This is a genomic window from Amycolatopsis sp. MtRt-6 (assembly GCF_017308975.1).
Lineage (GTDB): Bacteria > Actinomycetota > Actinomycetes > Mycobacteriales > Pseudonocardiaceae > Amycolatopsis.
Map to the genome: position 1 here is coordinate 25,253 of NZ_JADWPD010000006.1, position 16,264 is coordinate 41,516.

Sequence of the window (16,264 nt, forward strand, 5' to 3'; positions counted from 1 at the left end):
CGAAAAGACAGGGAGAACCATGCGATCGACCCCGTTGCACCCTGGCCGGTGGCGAAAGGTGGTGACCGGCGCCGCGGCACTCGCCCTCGCGGCCGGCGCCGTCACGTACACCGGTTCGGCCACCGGCGCCTATGCCGACGTCCAGACGATCACCGACGCCAAGACCGCGTCCGACGGCAAGCAGTACTGGGTGCGGAACCACCTGGTGTCGAAGGACCTCGCGCGCTCGGCAAGCGGCACGCCCAAGAAGTGGCTGCTCGTCTGGGCCGGCGACGAGAACATCGCCGACACGCTCGTCAAGGACGTCAAGAACCTGCCCGGCACTCTCGGCGGTGGCCTGAACAAGCTCAAGAACGCCCTGCCCGGACCGGACTTCCTCGCCGTGATCGACGCGACGCAGGGCTCGCCGACCTACGGCAAGGTCGTCAACACCGCCACCGTCGGCCCGCTCGTCGAGAACGAGCCGCACCACATGCAGTACGTGTGGCACAAGGGCGACACCGTCTACGCCGGGGCGCTGTTCGCCGCCGCGACCTACGCCTTCGACGTCAGCGCGCTGCCGCAGCTGAAGCTCAAGGGCGTCAGCCTGCCGACGAACACGCTCGGCGGGAGCGTCCCGGACGCCTACTGGGTGCTCAAGGACGGCACCGCGTACGGCACGTACATGGGCGGCCCGGTCGTTCCCGGCCCGCACACCTACGCCGACGGCTCCACGCAGGTCGGCAACGGCTTCGCGGGCAGCCCCGGCGAGGTCGTCCACTTCGGACAGAACGCCGAAGTCCTCTCGGAGTCGCCGGCGGCCACCCCGCAGGGCGACAACCGGAAGCTGTGCGACAACCTGCCGCAGCTGGGCAAGCCGACCTGCGCCAACCCGCACGGCATCCAGGCCCGCGAGGACCTGAACACGCTCGTCACCAGCGACTACGCCGAACCGCGCAACATCATCCTCGACCCGGTGAAGCAGCCGTCGCCGTACCTGCGCCGGCCGACCGTGCGGACCTGGGACATCTCCGACCGCAACCACCCGAAGCTGAAGTCGGTGTCGTACCTGCCGGACGGCCCGCGCGCCGACCCGGCCGACCCGCTGCACGCCGAGAGCCGCGCGGTCATGGAGACCACGGTGACCAACCTGCCGGGTCACAAGGGCGCCTTCGCCCAGACCATGCAGGGCGGGGCGGTGTTCTACACGCCGGACATCACCGCGGCCGAGCCGCACTGGATCGAGGTGTTCGACGACGGCGCCGCGAACAAGGCCATCCACGCGAACAACGACTCGAACGGCGGCAGCTCCAACGGCGGCTGGATCCAGACGAGCCCGGACGACAGGTACCTCTACCGCGCGATCGTCGGACGGCAGAAGGGCACCCTCTCGGCCGACGACCCCGGCACCACCGGCGGCGTCTACGTCCTCGACATCCGGAAGCTGGTCGACGCCGGCGACCGGATCGAGGACATCGAGGGCCGGATCGACACAAAGGCGAAGGCGCAGCAGGGCGGGGGCGGCGACCTGCCGGCCGTCGTCGGCGCGGCCCCGATCAACCCGGGCACGCCGGGCGCGGGCCCGCACTGGGGCGCCTACGACAACTTCGCGCTCGGCAGCGACGGTTTCTACCACGAAACCGGCACGCCGCAGCACCTCGCGGTGTCGAACTACTTCGTCGCGCGGTCCGGGCTGGACGGTGACCACAAGGTCAACCTGCTGAACCTCGGGCCGGACGGGACGGTCGCGGTCGACCGGAACTTCCGGGACGAGTTCACCGGCCAGGTCGGCGTCAACTTCAACCGCAAGTCGTGGCCGCACGGCGACTTCGGCAACGCCAAGCCGCACTCCGAGCTGTTCGTGGTCGCGGACGCGGACGTGAGGTAGACACGATGGACCACCACCACGACCCGGGGACCGGCTCGTCCACAGTGGACGTTCTAGCGCTCGTCCTCCGGCTGGCGCTGCTGCTGGCCACGGCGTTCCTCGCGGGCGGCGGGTTGCTGCGGCCGCTGGCGGGCGAACTGACGCGCACGCGGAAGGTCACCCTGTCCGGCCTCGGCGGGCTGTCGGCGCTGCTCGCCGTCGTGTCGGCGTTCGCGGCCGACGTCAACGTCGTCGCGCTCGCCGTGCACGTCGTGCTCGCGGTCGCCGTGCCGCTCCTGCTGCGGTGGCCGCGAGCCGGGCGCTGGGCGTCGGTCGCGTTGCTGGCGCTGGCCGTCCTCGAGACGTCGGCCGGCGGCACGGGCGTCGGCTTCGCGCTCGACTCGGTGTTCGTCGCCGGGGCGGCGGTGTGGTTCGGCTTCGCCCTGTTCGGCCCGGTGGCGACGGCGGCCGTCCGGCCCGGGCCGCTGGCGGTCACCCTCGGCGGGGTGTTCGCCGTCGCCGGTGCCGTGCGGTTCGGGGTGTCCGGGCTCGGGTTCGACCGGCGGCTGGTCACGACGGTCTTCGGGCTCGTGGTGGTGGTCCTGGTGGTCGTGCCCCTGGTGGTGAGCGGGCTCGCGGCGGTGCTGCGGGCCCGCGCCTACCGCGTCGGCGCGGCCGGGGTCGCCGTCGCGTTCCTCGCCTGGAGCGCGCTCGGCGCGATCCCGGCGCCGCCACCGCTGCCGGTGCCGGGCGTGCCGCTGCTGGCCGCCGAGCCGGGGTTCCCGGTGCTGGTCAGCCCGCAGCGGCCGGGGCACAACGTCGTCCACTTCCCGGCGAGCGCGGGCGACGACCTCTCCGCCGGCGTCCGCGGCGGCCCGGTCACGAAGGCCGTCGCGCGGCCCGGCGCCGAGGGCACCTGGGCCGACGTCGAGCTGCCGCCCGGGCGCAGCGACCTGGAGATCCACCGCGGCGGCACGACGACGGCCGTCGAGGTCGACGCGGGCACCGCGCCCGGCCCGGCGATCGCGCCCGCGGACGCGCCGGAATGCGCGTCGGCGGCGCTCGGCGGCCTGGTCGCCGGCCGCGCCGACGTGCTGACCGCGTGCCCGTCCGACGCGCTGACGCCGGAGGACGGGGGAGCGCTGGTCAAGCTGGTCGAGTTCCTGGCCGTCCGGAAACCTTCGGCGGTCACGCTGGTCGCCGACGCCTCGCCGAGGGGTGTCGCGGCCGCGAGGCTGGTGCGGGAAACCGCGGCCCGCACCGGCTTGGCGGTGCGGCCGGACGCCGGGCCCGACACCGCGCTCGTCGTCGTCTCCGGCTGGGGACCCGGCGCCACGGCGCTGACGCGCGCGGCCGAGCTCCAGCGCCTCGAACCCACCCACCAGTACGGGCTGTACCTGGCGCCGTGGCTGCTGAACGGCCCGATCGTCAACACCGTCGCGAGTGCCTCGCTGCCGCTGCGGTTCGACCCGCGGGAGGCCACCGCGGTCGGCTACGCGGTGGCGGTCGGCAACCACTTCGGCGGCGAAAGCCCGACCCTCGGCGGCTTCCGGAGCTGGCTGGGTGCCGGCGGGACGGCGGGTGACGTCCAGATCTTCGCCGCCGCCCAGGTCAACGCCATGCCGATGTACCCCACCGAACCCCACGCCACCGGAATGGTGCTGGACCGCGACTACGCGGGCCAGTGGGTGCCCGACGGAACCATCGTGCCGATCACGGCGGTTCTCCGCTGAATCCCTTGGTAGGAAAGGAAAAACATGAAGCGTCTTGCTGCCCGCGTGCTGCTGCCGCTGGCCGCGGCGACGGCGTTCACCGGCCTGGCCGCCGGCGTCGCCGGTGCCGACCCGGCCGACGGTTCCGTCTGGCTGGTGCCCGGCGTCGACCTCGGCAGCGTGCTCGGCCCGCTCGGCCGGCCGGTCGACCTGCTCGCCCCCGTCTTCGGCCTCGTCACCGCGGTTTCCTGAAAGGTGCCCACCATGAAGAAGAACCTCGTCCGCGCGGCCGGTGCCGCGGTCCTCACCGGAGCGGCCCTGTTCACGGCGGCGGGCCCGGCACTGGCGGCCGACGCCCCGGGTGTCGTCGTGGTCGACGAGCCGGACACCGGCGGCCTCGGCAACATCTGGACGTTCGCGCCGCTGGGGGTGCCGGTGCTCGGCCTGGTCCAGTCGGTCAACGGCGTGCCGGGCAAGCTCCTGCCCTCGTTCTGACCGCCGGCGGCCCCTCGTTCGCGCGAGGGGCCGCCCGCGTCAGCCGAGGTCCTTCGCGAACCAGTGCTCGGCGAACCGCCCGTCGTTGAACGGCTCGACCTCGGCGTAGCCCACCTTCGCGTACAGCGCACGGGCTTCGACGAGGTCGTGGCGGGTGTCGAGCCGCATGAGCCGCGAACCGAGCCGGCGGGCGGCTTCCTCGGCAGCCGCCACCAGCGCGGGCGCGCCGCCGGTGCCGCGGTGGGCCGGCTTGACGAACACCTTGGTCAGCTCGCTGATCCCCGGCGCGACGACCCGGGTCCCGGCACAGCCCGCCACCGCTCCGTCGAAGCGCCCGACGAGGAAAGCGCCGGTGGGCGGCACCAGGTCGGTGCCCGGTTCTTCGGCCACGTAGCCGTCGAGTTCCGCTTCGCTGACCGGACGCCCGTAGTACCGCGAAGCGACTTCGTCCATGTACGCGCGCATGATCGCGACGGCGTCCGGGTGCGCGACGTCGATCCGGGTGATCTTCCAGTTCACGTCCTCATCCTGGGCTCGCTGTCCAGCGAATTCGCCGGGCGCCGGGCACCATGGGGACATGACGACTGTCACGAAGCGCCTGACGGTGGTGGCCGTCCTGCTGATCACGGCGGGCGCGATCCTGCTGTCGGTGGGCGCGCTCGGTTTCCAGGCGTCCGAGCGGGCCGACGCCAACATCGGCGCGGGGTTCGCCCTGCTGGCCGGCCCCTACATCGTGGGCCTGGGCCTGGTGTTCGCGCTGTCGGCGGGGTTGACGCACCTCACGACGCGCCGCCGCTGACGCGCCAGAGGGTCGTGGGCAGCTGCTCGGCGAGGTCGGCGAGGTAGCCGGCCTCGGCGACGATGTTCTGCCGGGTCGCGCAGCCCGGCCCCCACGTCCGCGCCGAGCCGTGCTCGACGACGACGTCGCGCTCGGCGAACCGCGGGGTGGCCGCCAGCCACCGGGCCAGCTCGCCCGCGAGCCGTGGCTCCGTGGGCAGCGACACCTCGCCCGCGGTGATCCGCAGCTGCGGGCTCGGCGGCACCCGCACCTGCGTGACGTGGATGTCGCGGAAGTACGTGTGGTCGTCGAAGTGCCGGTAGGGCTCCTGCGCGTCCACGGCGATCACCGGCCGGTCGCGGTGGCGGAACTCGACCCACGTCGTGGCGCTGCCCGCCAGCGGCCGCCCGCTCGGGTGCAGCACGCCGAACGTCGGCACGGCCTTCGCGTCGCTGGGGACCCCGCTGTTGAACGTGCCGCCGCGCTCGGCCGCGAACGCCTTGAACCAGTGCTCCTTGCGGCCTTCGACGAACTTCGCGTGCGAGCGCCACCAGATCGCGGCCGCGCCCGCGAAGACCGCCGCGATCAGGACGATCACCACCACCACGAGCATCAGAAGTCCAGGTCCTCGCGTGTTTCTTCGTCGGACTGGGTGCGCCCCGTCTCGCCGTAGTCGCTCGCCTTCTTGGCGTTCTTGACGTGGCTGTTGAGCTTGCCGAGGTGGTCGTTCAGCGTCTTGGCCGGGTTGTCGCCCGGCTTGGCCGGGTTGAACCCGAGGACGCCCTTGGCCGCGGCCTCGCCACCCTTCTTCGCGATCTCCGACAGCGCGTTCTTCCCGGCCCGCTTGCCGATCATCCCGTCGGCGCCGGTCAGCTTGCCGGCCAGGCTCTTGCCCGCGTCCCGCTCGGCGATCTCGCCCAGCTTCTTCGCGGTCTTGCCGTCGGCGAACACCTTGCCCAGTTTCGTCGCGGCCAGCTTGGCCTTCATCTTCTGCAGCCAGTCGAGGATCTTCTGCAGCAGCTCGCGGACCTTCGACACCTTCCGCGTCGTCTTCGCGGTCGTCGTGCCGAGCTTGACCTCCGACGCGGTGCCCGCGGTGGCGACCGACGCCCCGCAGGTCGGTACCGCGGCGGCCAGCGCCGGGATCCAGATCATGACCAGCCAGGTCACCAGCTCGGTGAGGATCGCCTTGATCAGGTCCTCGACGAAGCTCATCAGCATGCTGCTCAGCTGCAGCATCTGCGCCAGGTCGCCGGACTTCGCCGAGACGCCGCCGATGCCGTGGGCGAACTCGCCGAGCGACCGGCGGGCCGCGTTGCCGGCGTCGCCCGTCCAGCCCTGGAGCGACGTGTCGGCGACCTCGGCGAAGTTCTTCGCCAGCTGGTCGAGCCCGGTGGCGATGGCGTTGAAGTTGTCGGCGGCGATGCCGAGCGCCGGCCCGTCGCCGCTGACGAAGTGGATCGCGTCCTGGATCGGCTGGACCGCGCTGATCAGGAAGTTCAGGCCCTGCCCGACGAGCCAGCCGAGCGGGTCGGTGGCGATGTCGGTGATGGTGCTCGCGCTCGACTGGATGAAGCTCGTCGTGTCGGTCGCGATGGTGCCCAGCCCGAGGGCGATGTCGACGCCGTCCGGGTGCGGCGCGCCGGCGGCCTTGACCACCGAGACGACGTCCTTGCCGACGGTCACGGCGCTGCCTGCGAACGGCGTCGCCTTCACCGCGTTGCCGACGTTGACGCCGAGCACGGTCGTCGGGTCGTCGCTCTTCACGGTGACGCCGCTCGCGACGTCCTGGTACTCCGCCATCGATCCCCCTACGGCTTCTTCGGGCCGTCGAGCAGGACCTCGACCTGGCCGAAGAAGGCTTTGTGGTCGTCCTCGGTGCCCTGGTAGACGTTGGCCGCGTCGGTGAACTTCTCCTGCGCCGACGTCAGGCCCTCGGCCATCGACGCCAGCAGGTCACGCAGCTCGTGCAGGGTCTCGTCGTAGCCGTGCTTGGTGAACAGGCCCACCACGCCCCACGACTTGTCGCCGACGTCGGCCTGCCCGACCTTCTCGGTGAACTTCGCGCCTTGGTCCTTGTACTTGCCCAGCACGCCGATGTACGCGCGCAGGGCGTCGACCTCGACCTGGTAACCCTCGGGCATCAGTCCTCCTCGTCGAACAGGTTCCGCAGGAAGGTGTCGCCCGCGGACCCACCGCTCGCGGGCGGCGGGGCCGGCGGGGCGCTGTCGGCCTGCCGCAGCACGCGTTCGCCGGAGAAGTCCTCCGGCGGCGGCGCCTCTTCCCGCGTGAGCTTCGACCGCAGTTCCTCGACGCTGGTTCCGAACGCCTCGGCCTGGGTCTCCAGGACCTGGTCCACCAGGCCGAGGTCGTCGCCCAGGTGCTCCTGGACGAGCACCACCTGCCGCCGCGCGGCCTCGCCGACGGCTTCCCGGAGCGCCGTCATGAGGGCCGCGGAGAGCGCCTGCGGCCCCTTCGCGAGCGCGGCGTCGGTGAACTTGACGTCGAGCACCGCGCCGCCGGGGCCGGTGACCACGGTCACCCCGCCGTCCGGCGAAGACGCGCTCGCCCGCAGCTCGGTCAGCTCCTGCCGCATCGCGCCGAGGCCGGCGAACCGGGCGTCGGCGTTCCGGATGCCGGCCTGGAACCGCTCGAACTCGGCCACCAGCTGGTCGAACTCGGCCGCCATGCCTGCCGCCTCCTCCTGTTCGCGTGCCGTCCGCCACCCATCGTGGCCCCTCGGCGACGGTGTGACGCGCGGAACGCCGGATCCGATCCCACTGCATCACCCGGTCGGGTAATGGGTAGGTTGCGGCCGCAAGGGGAAGCAGGGAACAGCGCTGAGGAGTGCGTGATGAGCAGCAGCGAAGGGGCCGGCCGGCCCGACGAAGAACCGAAGCCGACGGGCAGCCACGCGGCGCCCGAGGGAGCCGGGGTGCACCCGCTCATCGACCTCTCGCGCGACCCGAACCCGGGCAAACCGGACCACGCGAAGCCCGACGAGGACTGACCGGTCCCGGCGCGGGCCGGGTTCCGGCAGAGTCGCTCGAGCGGGTGCGACACCGGCGACAGCCTTCGGCCACCCGCCGAAGGGCGCCCGGCGAGCGGCCCTGCCGGAACCCCGGCCCGGCGCGGGCCGGGGAACATCCCCGAGGCCGGCCGTGTTGTACCGGGAGCGAGGGACCCGGCGCCGGCGAGGCCGGGGAACCGCGGCGCCACGCCGCGACGACCGGAGTCCGGAACATCTCCCGGCCGGGCGCTGTTGAGAGGTAGGCTGAAGGTTCGTCGACCTTCGGACCCCCCGCCGCGCTCCTCCCGGACCCGGGCGGGTATCTTTGGAGACCGTGCCCGGCATGCGTCGGGCCGCTCCGCGTGCCGTGCGCATGGGCGGGGTGCTCAGGCACCCGGTCACCGGCTTCGGCAGGTCGGGGTTCCGACGGAAATCCCTCCGGGAAGTTACCGGTCGCGAGACCGTGACGCGGGCCGACACGCCCGACCGCGGGGGCCGGTGAAGACACGAAGAAGCAGATCACGACAGGAAGCTGGTCCATTGCCCACGATCCAGCAGCTGGTCCGCAAGGGCCGCCAGGACAAGGCTGCCAAGCAGAAGACGGCGGCCCTCAAGGGGAGCCCGCAGCGGCGTGGCGTGTGCACCCGCGTGTACACCACGACCCCCAAGAAGCCGAACTCGGCGCTGCGCAAGGTCGCGCGTGTGAAGCTGACCAGCGGCATCGAGGTCACCGCCTACATCCCCGGTGAGGGCCACAACCTGCAGGAGCACTCGATGGTGCTCGTGCGCGGTGGTCGTGTGAAGGACCTTCCGGGTGTCCGTTACAAGATCATCCGCGGTTCGCTCGACACCCAGGGTGTCAAGAACCGCAAGCAGGCGCGCAGCCGGTACGGCGCGAAGAAGGAGAAGAGCTAATGCCCCGCAAGGGTCCGGCCCCCAAGCGGCCGCTGATCTCCGACCCCGTCTACGCCTCCCCGCTGGTCACCCAGCTGGTCAACAAGGTGCTGAAGGACGGGAAGCGGTCCCTGGCCGAGCGCATCGTGTACGGCGCGCTCGAAGGCGCTCGCGAGAAGACCGGCACCGACCCGGTCGTCACGCTGAAGCGCGCCCTCGACAACGTGAAGCCCACCATCGAGGTGAAGAGCCGCCGCGTCGGTGGTGCCACCTACCAGGTGCCGATCGAGGTCAAGCCGGGCCGCTCCACCACGCTGGCCCTGCGCTGGCTGGTCTCCTTCTCGCAGGCCCGCCGCGAGAAGACGATGATCGAGCGCCTGCAGAACGAGCTCCTGGACGCTTCCAACGGCCTCGGTGCCTCCGTGAAGCGTCGCGAAGACACGCACAAGATGGCCGAGTCCAACCGGGCCTTCGCGCACTACCGCTGGTGATGACCGCCCGGCTGTCGACCAAGCCATGCCGGGCCCCAAGCTTGAGAACAGGGGAACACTCTCGTGGCACGTGAAGTGCTGACCGACCTGAACAAGGTCCGCAACATCGGCATCATGGCCCACATCGACGCCGGCAAGACGACGACCACCGAGCGGATCCTGTTCTACACCGGGGTCAACTACAAGATCGGTGAAGTCCACGACGGCGCCGCCACCATGGACTGGATGGAGGAGGAGCAGAAGCGGGGTATCACCATCACCTCGGCTGCCACCACCACCTTCTGGGACGACCACCAGATCAACCTGATCGACACCCCCGGGCACGTCGACTTCACCGTCGAGGTGGAGCGCAACCTGCGGGTGCTCGACGGCGCGGTCGCCGTCTTCGACGGCAAGGAAGGTGTCGAGCCGCAGTCCGAGCAGGTCTGGCGGCAGGCGGACAAGTACGACGTCCCGCGCATCTGCTTCGTCAACAAGATGGACAAGCTGGGTGCGGACTTCTACTACACCCTTCGCACCATCGAGGAGCGCCTCGGCGTCAAGCCGCTGGCGATCCAGCTGCCCATCGGCGCCGAGAACGACTTCGAAGGCGTCGTCGACCTGGTCCGCATGAAGGCCCTGGTCTGGCGCGGCGAGGTGCAGAAGGGCGAAGACTACGCGGTCGAGGACATCCCGGCCGACCTGGCCGACCGCGCGGCCGAGTACCGCGAGAAGCTGGTCGAGACCGTCGCCGAGACCGACGACTCCCTGATGGAGAAGTTCCTCGAGGGCGAAGAGCTGTCCGAGGCGGAGATCAAGTCCGGCATCCGCAAGCTGGTCGTCACCCGTGCGGCGTTCCCGGTCCTGGCCGGCTCCGCGTTCAAGAACAAGGGCGTGCAGCCCATGCTCGACGCGGTGATCGACTACCTGCCGTCGCCGCTGGACGTCCCGGCCGTCGAGGGCCTGCTGCCCGACGGCGAGACCCCGGCGACCCGCAAGGCGTCGGTCGACGAGCCGTTCGCCGCGCTCGCGTTCAAGATCGCCGCGCACCCGTTCTTCGGCAAGCTGACCTACATCCGGGTCTACTCGGGCAAGGTCGCTTCCGGCGCGCAGGTCATCAACGCGACCAAGGAGCGCAAGGAGCGCATCGGGAAGATCTTCCAGATGCACTCCAACAAGGAGAACCCGGTCGACGACGCCCAGGTCGGCCACATCTACGCGGTCATCGGGCTGAAGGACACCACCACGGGTGACACCCTGGCGGACCCGCAGAACCCGATCGTGCTGGAGTCGATGACGTTCCCCGAGCCGGTCATCCGGGTCGCGATCGAGCCGAAGACGAAGGCCGACCAGGAGAAGCTCTCCCTGGCGATCCAGAAGCTGGCCGAAGAGGACCCGACGTTCCAGGTCAAGCTGGACGAGGACACCGGCCAGACGATCATCGCGGGCATGGGCGAGCTGCACCTCGAGGTGCTGGTGAACCGGATGAAGTCCGACTACAAGGTCGAGGCGAACATCGGCAAGCCGCAGGTCGCCTACCGCGAGACGATCAAGAAGACGGTCGAGAAGCTCGACTACGTCCACAAGAAGCAGACCGGTGGTTCCGGCCAGTTCGCGAAGGTCATCGTGAAGCTGGAGCCGCTCGAGCGCACCGACGGCGCGCTCTACGAGTTCGACAACAAGGTGACCGGTGGTCGCGTGCCGCGGGAGTACATCCCGTCGGTGGACGCGGGCGCGCAGGACGCGATGCAGTACGGCGTCCTGGCCGGCTACCCGCTCGTCGGGTTGAAGTTCACCCTGTTGGACGGTGCGTACCACGAGGTCGACTCTTCGGAGATGGCGTTCAAGATCGCCGGTTCCATGGCGATGAAGGAAGCCGCGAAGAAGGCCGGCCCGGTGATCCTGGAGCCGATGATGGCGGTCGAGGTGACCACGCCCGAGGACTACATGGGCGACGTCATCGGTGACCTCAACTCCCGCCGTGGTCAGATCCAGGCCATGGAGGAGCGGTCCGGTACCCGTGTCGTGAAGGCACTGGTTCCGCTGTCGGAGATGTTCGGCTACGTCGGCGACCTGCGGTCCCGCACCCAGGGCCGGGCGAACTACTCCATGGTGTTCGACTCCTACGCCGAGGTTCCCGCGAACGTCGCGAAGGAAATCATCGCGAAGGCGACGGGGGAGTAATACCCCCCAGCGCTCGCGGGCATTAAGGGACTCTCCTGAACGTCCGCAGCACCGACGAAGGAACAATCGTGGGGCGGCAGCCACGCCGCCCCACGAGCACAAAGCGAAATCAGTCCAGGAGGACATTCCAGTGGCGAAGGCGAAATTCGAGCGGACCAAGCCGCACGTCAACATCGGCACCATCGGTCACGTTGACCACGGCAAGACGACTCTGACCGCGGCCATCACCAAGGTGCTGCACGACAAGTACCCGGAGCTGAACGAGTCGCGGGCGTTCGACCAGATCGACAACGCGCCGGAAGAGAAGCAGCGCGGCATCACGATCAACATCTCGCACGTCGAGTACCAGACCGAGAAGCGTCACTACGCGCACGTGGACGCCCCCGGTCACGCGGACTACATCAAGAACATGATCACCGGTGCCGCCCAGATGGACGGCGCGATCCTGGTCGTGGCCGCCACTGACGGCCCGATGCCGCAGACCCGTGAGCACGTGCTGCTCGCCCGCCAGGTCGGCGTGCCCTACATCGTGGTCGCGCTGAACAAGGCCGACATGGTCGACGACGAGGAGATCCTCGAGCTCGTCGAGCTGGAGGTCCGCGAGCTGCTGTCCTCGCAGGAGTTCCCGGGCGACGACGCGCCGGTCGTGCGCGTTTCCGGCCTGAAGGCCCTCGAGGGCGACGAGAAGTGGTCCGAGGCCGTTCTCGAGCTGATGACCGCCGTCGACGACAACGTGCCGGACCCGGTGCGTGAGCTCGACAAGCCGTTCCTGATGCCGATCGAGGACGTCTTCACCATCACCGGTCGTGGCACCGTGGTGACCGGTCGCGTCGAGCGCGGCCAGATCAACGTCAACGAAGAGGTCGAGATCGTGGGTATCCGCGAGAAGTCGACCAAGACCACCGTCACCGGTGTCGAGATGTTCCGCAAGCTGCTCGACTCGGGCCAGGCGGGCGACAACGTCGGCCTGCTGGTCCGCGGCATCAAGCGCGAGGACGTCGAGCGCGGCCAGGTCGTCGTGAAGCCGGGCACCACCACCCCGCACACCGACTTCGAGGGCCGGGTCTACATCCTGTCGAAGGACGAGGGTGGCCGTCACACCCCGTTCTTCAACAACTACCGCCCGCAGTTCTACTTCCGCACCACCGACGTGACCGGCGTCGTGACCCTCCCCGAGGGCACCGAGATGGTCATGCCGGGCGACAACACCGACATCTCGGTCCAGCTGATCCAGCCGGTCGCGATGGACGAGGGTCTGCGCTTCGCCATCCGCGAGGGTGGCCGGACCGTCGGCGCGGGCCAGGTCACCAAGATCATCAAGTGACGTAGGCGCCCTGCACCCGGGTAATACACCCCCGGGTGCAGGGCGTCAACTCACGTGTGCGACACTATTTTGGTTGCTCGTCCTGGGGCGGCCGATCCCTTTGGGGTCCGGCCGCCTCGGTGCGAGTGGCCACGGTCCGCCGAGCTCTTCCTTCGGGTTGCAGGCGAGCGGGCAAAGGCGGTGAGACGGTCAGCCGGCTCATAGCCTCCTCACGTTGAGGAAGACCAGGCAAGACGACGATCCCGCGGGATCCGTCTGTGCGTCGGGCGCGACACGCCCGACCGCGTGGACCGGGGACAGGGCCGTTGAACTGCGGAAACCCGGGCCGGGTGGGGACACCCGGCGGGGTTTTGTGAGATAGCGGCACGAGACGACAAGGAACGAGCAGCCACCATGGCGGGACAGAAGATCCGCATCCGGCTCAAGGCCTACGACCACGAGGCGATCGACACCTCGGCGCGCAAGATCGTGGAGACGGTCACGCGCACCGGCGCCCGGGTTGTCGGGCCGGTGCCGCTGCCCACCGAGAAGAACGTTTACTGCGTCATCCGCTCGCCGCACAAGTACAAGGACTCGCGCGAGCACTTCGAGATGCGCACGCACAAGCGTCTGATCGACATCCTCGACCCGACGCCGAAGACGGTCGACGCGCTCATGCGCATCGACCTGCCGGCGAGCGTCGACGTCAACATCCAGTAGCGGCTGGCGAGCGGCGGAGAGTAAGAGACTCATGTCTGACAGGCAGATGAAGGGCATCCTGGGCACCAAGCTCGGCATGACCCAGGTCTTCGACGAGCAGAACCGGGTTGTCCCGGTCACCGTCGTCAAGGCCGGTCCGAACGTGGTCACCCAGGTTCGGACCCAGGACAAGGACGGCTACGCGGCCGTGCAGCTGGCGTTCGGCGCGGTCGACCCGCGCAAGGTGAACAAGCCGCGCACCGGCCACTTCGACAAGGCGGGCGTGACTCCGCGCCGGTTCCTCGCCGAGCTGCGCACCACCGACGCCGAGACCTACGAGGTCGGTCAGGAGATCACCGCCGAGGTGTTCGCCGCCGGCGTCGAGGTCGACGTGACCGGGACCAGCAAGGGCAAGGGCTACGCGGGTGTCATGAAGCGCCACGGCTTCAAGGGCCAGGGCGCGAGCCACGGTGCCCAGGCCGTGCACCGCAAGCCGGGTTCGATCGGTGGCTGTGCCACTCCCGGCCGCGTCTTCAAGGGCCTGCGCATGGCGGGCCGGATGGGCAACGACCGGGTCACCACGCAGAACCTGACCGTGCACGCCGTGCGTGCCGAGGACGGCCTGCTGCTGATCAAGGGCGCTGTGCCCGGTCCCAAGGGCGGCCTGCTGTTCGTGCGCAGCGCCGCGAAGGGTGGTAACTCCGAATGACAAGCGTCGAGCTGAAGACCCCGGCCGGTAAAGCCGACGGCACGGTCGATCTCCCTGCGGAGATCTTCGACGTGCAGGCCAATGTCGCGCTGATGCACCAGGTCGTGGTGGCCCAGCAGGCCGCCGCGCGCCAGGGCACGCACGACACGAAGACCCGTGGCGAGGTTCGCGGTGGCGGCAAGAAGCCGTACCGCCAGAAGGGCACCGGCCGTGCCCGCCAGGGTTCGACCCGCGCGCCGCAGTTCGCCGGCGGTGGCGTCGTCCACGGCCCCACGCCGCGTGACTACTCGCAGCGCACCCCGAAGAAGATGAAGGCCGCCGCCCTGCGTGGCGCCCTCTCCGACCGGGCTCGCGCCGGCCAGCTGCACGTCGTCACCGAGCTGGTGACCGGCGAGAAGCCGTCGACCAAGGCCGCCAAGACCGCCCTCGCCGCCGTCACGGCCGCGAAGCGCGTGCTCGTGGTGCTGGACCGGGCCGACGAGCTGAGCTGGGTTTCGCTGCGGAACCTGCCCGAGGTGCACCTGCTCTGGGCCGACCAGCTCAACACCTACGACGTGCTGGTCAACGACGACGTCGTGTTCACCAAGGCCGCGTACGACGCGTTCGTCGCCGGCCCCGCCCGTGGCAAGGCCGTCAAGGCTTCCGCGCGGTCGGGCGAGGTCACGGAAGGGAGTGACGAGAAGTGAGTTCGGTCGCCATTCCGGACCCCCGCGACATCCTGCTCGCGCCGGTCATCTCCGAGAAGTCCTACGGGCTGCTCGAGGACCACAAGTACACGTTCATCGTCCGCCCGGACGCCAACAAGACCCAGATCAAGATCGCGGTCGAGAAGGTGTTCGGCGTCAAGGTGGTCAGCGTCAACACGGCCAACCGCCAGGGCAAGCGGAAGCGGACTCGCGCCGGCTTCGGCAAGCGCAAGGACACCAAGCGCGCCATCGTGACTCTTTCGCCCGAGAGCAAGGCGATCGAGATCTTCGGCGGACCCACCGCGTAAAGGACTGAGCTGACAATGGGCATCCGCAAGTACAAGCCGACGACCCCGGGTCGTCGCGGTTCGAGCGTCTCGGACTTCGCCGAGATCACCCGCTCCACCCCGGAGAAGTCGCTGCTTCGTCCGCTGAGCGGTTCGGGCGGTCGCAACTCGTCCGGCAAGATCACCACCCGGCACAAGGGTGGCGGCCACAAGCGCGCCTACCGCGTCATCGACTTCCGTCGCAATGACAAGGACGGCATCCCCGCCAAGGTCGCGCACATCGAGTACGACCCCAACCGGTCCGCTCGCATCGCGCTGCTGCACTACGCCGACGGCGAGAAGCGCTACATCATCGCGCCGGAGAAGCTGAAGCAGGGCGACACCGTCGAGAACGGCCCCCGGGCCGACATCAAGCCGGGCAACAACCTGCCGCTGCGCAACATCCCGGTCGGCACCGTGATCCACGCGATCGAGCTCCGCCCCGGCGGCGGCGCGAAGATGGCGCGGTCCGCGGGCGCGAAGGTGCAGCTCGTCGCCAAGGACGGTCCGTACGCCCAGCTGCGTCTCCCCTCGGGCGAGATCCGCAACGTGGACGTGCGCAACCGCGCCACGGTCGGCGAGGTCGGCAACTCCGAGCACGCCAACATCAACTGGGGCAAGGCCGGCCGCAACCGCTGGCGCGGCAAGCGCCCCACGGTCCGCGGTGTCGTCATGAACCCGGTCGACCACCCGCACGGTGGTGGTGAGGGCAAGACCTCCGGTGGTCGCCACCCGGTCAACCCGAACGGTAAGCCCGAGGGCCGCACGCGTCGCCGCAAGGCGTCCGACGCCCTCATCGTCCGCCGCCGGCGTACCGGCAAGAACAAGCGCTGAGCAGGGAGGTAGAAGCACATGCCACGCAGCCTTAAGAAGGGCCCGTTCGTGGACGACCACCTGCTCAAGAAGGTGGACGCGCTGAACGAATCGGGCAAGAAGACGGTCATCAAGACCTGGTCGCGCCGCTCGACGATCATCCCGGACTTCCTGGGTCACACGATCGCCGTGCACGACGGCCGCAAGCACGTCCCGGTGTTCGTCACCGAGGCCATGGTGGGTCACAAGCTGGGCGAGTTCGCCCCGACGCGGACCTTCAAGGGTCACATCAAGGACGACCGCAAGTCGCGCCGCCGCTGAGCGGGCACGAGAAAAGAC

At 69.8% G+C, this 16,264-nt stretch carries 21 protein-coding genes; 16 read left to right on the forward strand and 5 right to left on the reverse strand.

Translation table 11 applies throughout. The annotated features are described in order from the left end of the window. The first annotated feature begins 19 nt into the window (after positions 1 to 19). From I4Q55_RS12500 to I4Q55_RS12515, 4 genes are read left to right on the forward strand one after another with little or no spacing between them, the layout of a single operon-like run. Positions 20 to 1,867: a hypothetical protein gene (locus I4Q55_RS12500; protein WP_206787517.1), complete on the forward strand. Its 1,848-nt coding sequence runs from the start codon at positions 20 to 22 to the stop codon at positions 1,865 to 1,867. Between the two features lie 5 nt (positions 1,868 to 1,872). Beyond that, positions 1,873 to 3,579 (forward strand): hypothetical protein, encoded by a 1,707-nt coding sequence (locus tag I4Q55_RS12505; RefSeq protein WP_206787520.1) that lies wholly within the window; start codon positions 1,873 to 1,875, stop codon positions 3,577 to 3,579. Positions 3,580 to 3,603: 24 nt separating this feature from the next. Then, a complete protein-coding gene (locus I4Q55_RS12510) occupies positions 3,604 to 3,810 on the forward strand; it encodes a hypothetical protein (RefSeq protein ID WP_206787522.1) in 207 nt (68 codons plus the stop codon). A gap of 12 nt (positions 3,811 to 3,822) precedes the next feature. Further along, on the forward strand, positions 3,823 to 4,053 hold the full coding sequence (locus I4Q55_RS12515; RefSeq protein WP_206787524.1) for a hypothetical protein: 231 nt from the start codon (positions 3,823 to 3,825) through the stop codon (positions 4,051 to 4,053). 39 nt (positions 4,054 to 4,092) lie between these two features. On the opposite strand, the gene I4Q55_RS12520 is transcribed toward I4Q55_RS12515, so the two are convergent. After that, positions 4,093 to 4,572 (reverse strand): GNAT family N-acetyltransferase, encoded by a 480-nt coding sequence (locus I4Q55_RS12520; protein WP_307793194.1) that lies wholly within the window; start codon positions 4,570 to 4,572, stop codon positions 4,093 to 4,095. A 58-nt stretch (positions 4,573 to 4,630) separates the two neighbouring features. Here I4Q55_RS12520 and I4Q55_RS12525 point away from each other — a divergent pair, with 58 nt between their 5' ends. Further along, positions 4,631 to 4,852 (forward strand): hypothetical protein, encoded by a 222-nt coding sequence (locus tag I4Q55_RS12525; RefSeq protein WP_206787534.1) that lies wholly within the window; start codon positions 4,631 to 4,633, stop codon positions 4,850 to 4,852. Here the strand turns inward: I4Q55_RS12525 and I4Q55_RS49125 are convergent. Genes I4Q55_RS49125 through I4Q55_RS12545 form a run of 4 tightly spaced genes read right to left on the reverse strand, consistent with a single transcriptional unit; the run spans position 4,833 to position 7,520 of the window. Next, on the reverse strand, positions 4,833 to 5,444 hold the full coding sequence (locus I4Q55_RS49125; protein WP_242545870.1) for a hypothetical protein: 612 nt from the start codon (positions 5,442 to 5,444) through the stop codon (positions 4,833 to 4,835). The genes I4Q55_RS12525 and I4Q55_RS49125 overlap by 20 nt on opposite strands. Continuing rightward, complete coding sequence (locus I4Q55_RS12535; RefSeq protein WP_206787536.1) at positions 5,444 to 6,634, reverse strand: hypothetical protein; 1,191 nt, start codon at positions 6,632 to 6,634, stop codon at positions 5,444 to 5,446. Before I4Q55_RS12535 ends, I4Q55_RS49125 begins: the two co-directional genes overlap by 1 nt. An 8-nt stretch (positions 6,635 to 6,642) precedes the next feature. Next, positions 6,643 to 6,975 carry an ESX-1 secretion-associated protein gene (locus I4Q55_RS12540; protein WP_206787538.1) on the reverse strand — a complete coding sequence of 111 codons (333 nt, stop codon included), beginning with the start codon at positions 6,973 to 6,975 and terminating at the stop codon, positions 6,643 to 6,645. Continuing rightward, complete coding sequence (locus tag I4Q55_RS12545) at positions 6,975 to 7,520, reverse strand: YbaB/EbfC family nucleoid-associated protein (protein ID WP_206787540.1); 546 nt, start codon at positions 7,518 to 7,520, stop codon at positions 6,975 to 6,977. Before I4Q55_RS12545 ends, I4Q55_RS12540 begins: the two co-directional genes overlap by 1 nt. Before the next feature lie 165 nt (positions 7,521 to 7,685). Between I4Q55_RS12545 and I4Q55_RS12550 the strand changes: the two genes are divergently transcribed. From I4Q55_RS12550 to rpsS, 11 genes are all read left to right on the forward strand, one after another. Further along, positions 7,686 to 7,841 (forward strand): hypothetical protein, encoded by a 156-nt coding sequence (locus tag I4Q55_RS12550; RefSeq protein WP_206787542.1) that lies wholly within the window; start codon positions 7,686 to 7,688, stop codon positions 7,839 to 7,841. Positions 7,842 to 8,381: 540 nt separating this feature from the next. Beyond that, a complete protein-coding gene (gene rpsL / locus I4Q55_RS12555; RefSeq protein WP_003102113.1) occupies positions 8,382 to 8,756 on the forward strand; it encodes a 30S ribosomal protein S12 in 375 nt (124 codons plus the stop codon). Further along, positions 8,756 to 9,226, forward strand: a complete 471-nt coding sequence (gene rpsG, locus I4Q55_RS12560) for a 30S ribosomal protein S7 (protein ID WP_003102106.1) — start codon at positions 8,756 to 8,758, stop codon at positions 9,224 to 9,226. Before rpsL ends, rpsG begins: the two co-directional genes overlap by 1 nt. Positions 9,227 to 9,289: 63 nt before the next feature. Beyond that, positions 9,290 to 11,389, forward strand: coding sequence for an elongation factor G (gene fusA / locus I4Q55_RS12565; protein WP_206787551.1), 2,100 nt, complete (start codon positions 9,290 to 9,292; stop codon positions 11,387 to 11,389). 130 nt (positions 11,390 to 11,519) lie between these two features. After that, the gene (gene tuf, locus I4Q55_RS12570) at positions 11,520 to 12,713 is read left to right on the forward strand and encodes an elongation factor Tu (protein WP_091304691.1); all 1,194 of its coding nucleotides are present in this window, start codon (positions 11,520 to 11,522) and stop codon (positions 12,711 to 12,713) included. A 393-nt stretch (positions 12,714 to 13,106) separates the two neighbouring features. Beyond that, positions 13,107 to 13,412 (forward strand): 30S ribosomal protein S10, encoded by a 306-nt coding sequence (rpsJ, locus tag I4Q55_RS12575; protein ID WP_003102098.1) that lies wholly within the window; start codon positions 13,107 to 13,109, stop codon positions 13,410 to 13,412. Positions 13,413 to 13,443: 31 nt separating this feature from the next. Beyond that, a complete protein-coding gene (rplC, locus tag I4Q55_RS12580) occupies positions 13,444 to 14,100 on the forward strand; it encodes a 50S ribosomal protein L3 (protein WP_003102093.1) in 657 nt (218 codons plus the stop codon). Beyond that, complete coding sequence (rplD, locus tag I4Q55_RS12585; protein ID WP_206787553.1) at positions 14,097 to 14,786, forward strand: 50S ribosomal protein L4; 690 nt, start codon at positions 14,097 to 14,099, stop codon at positions 14,784 to 14,786. Before rplC ends, rplD begins: the two co-directional genes overlap by 4 nt. Continuing rightward, the gene (gene rplW / locus I4Q55_RS12590) at positions 14,783 to 15,094 is read left to right on the forward strand and encodes a 50S ribosomal protein L23 (RefSeq protein ID WP_003102087.1); all 312 of its coding nucleotides are present in this window, start codon (positions 14,783 to 14,785) and stop codon (positions 15,092 to 15,094) included. Before rplD ends, rplW begins: the two co-directional genes overlap by 4 nt. A 15-nt stretch (positions 15,095 to 15,109) precedes the next feature. Further along, a complete protein-coding gene (gene rplB, locus I4Q55_RS12595; RefSeq protein ID WP_003102084.1) occupies positions 15,110 to 15,946 on the forward strand; it encodes a 50S ribosomal protein L2 in 837 nt (278 codons plus the stop codon). Between the two features lie 18 nt (positions 15,947 to 15,964). Further along, complete coding sequence (rpsS, locus tag I4Q55_RS12600; RefSeq protein ID WP_003102083.1) at positions 15,965 to 16,246, forward strand: 30S ribosomal protein S19; 282 nt, start codon at positions 15,965 to 15,967, stop codon at positions 16,244 to 16,246. Positions 16,247 to 16,264 lie beyond the last annotated feature (18 nt).

Coding starts and splice junctions, on each gene's coding strand:
- I4Q55_RS12500 (WP_206787517.1), top strand. CDS start 20: ATGCGATCGACCCCGTTGCACCCTGGCCGGTGGCGAAAGGTGGTGACC.
- I4Q55_RS12505 (WP_206787520.1), top strand. CDS start 1,873: ATGGACCACCACCACGACCCGGGGACCGGCTCGTCCACAGTGGACGTT.
- I4Q55_RS12510 (WP_206787522.1), top strand. CDS start 3,604: ATGAAGCGTCTTGCTGCCCGCGTGCTGCTGCCGCTGGCCGCGGCGACG.
- I4Q55_RS12515 (WP_206787524.1), top strand. CDS start 3,823: ATGAAGAAGAACCTCGTCCGCGCGGCCGGTGCCGCGGTCCTCACCGGA.
- I4Q55_RS12525 (WP_206787534.1), top strand. CDS start 4,631: ATGACGACTGTCACGAAGCGCCTGACGGTGGTGGCCGTCCTGCTGATC.
- I4Q55_RS49125 (WP_242545870.1), bottom strand. CDS start 5,444: ATGCTCGTGGTGGTGGTGATCGTCCTGATCGCGGCGGTCTTCGCGGGC.
- I4Q55_RS12535 (WP_206787536.1), bottom strand. CDS start 6,634: ATGGCGGAGTACCAGGACGTCGCGAGCGGCGTCACCGTGAAGAGCGAC.
- I4Q55_RS12540 (WP_206787538.1), bottom strand. CDS start 6,975: ATGCCCGAGGGTTACCAGGTCGAGGTCGACGCCCTGCGCGCGTACATC.
- I4Q55_RS12545 (WP_206787540.1), bottom strand. CDS start 7,520: ATGGCGGCCGAGTTCGACCAGCTGGTGGCCGAGTTCGAGCGGTTCCAG.
- I4Q55_RS12550 (WP_206787542.1), top strand. CDS start 7,686: ATGAGCAGCAGCGAAGGGGCCGGCCGGCCCGACGAAGAACCGAAGCCG.
- rpsG (WP_003102106.1), top strand. CDS start 8,756: ATGCCCCGCAAGGGTCCGGCCCCCAAGCGGCCGCTGATCTCCGACCCC.
- rpsJ (WP_003102098.1), top strand. CDS start 13,107: ATGGCGGGACAGAAGATCCGCATCCGGCTCAAGGCCTACGACCACGAG.
- rplC (WP_003102093.1), top strand. CDS start 13,444: ATGTCTGACAGGCAGATGAAGGGCATCCTGGGCACCAAGCTCGGCATG.
- rplD (WP_206787553.1), top strand. CDS start 14,097: ATGACAAGCGTCGAGCTGAAGACCCCGGCCGGTAAAGCCGACGGCACG.
- rplB (WP_003102084.1), top strand. CDS start 15,110: ATGGGCATCCGCAAGTACAAGCCGACGACCCCGGGTCGTCGCGGTTCG.
- rpsS (WP_003102083.1), top strand. CDS start 15,965: ATGCCACGCAGCCTTAAGAAGGGCCCGTTCGTGGACGACCACCTGCTC.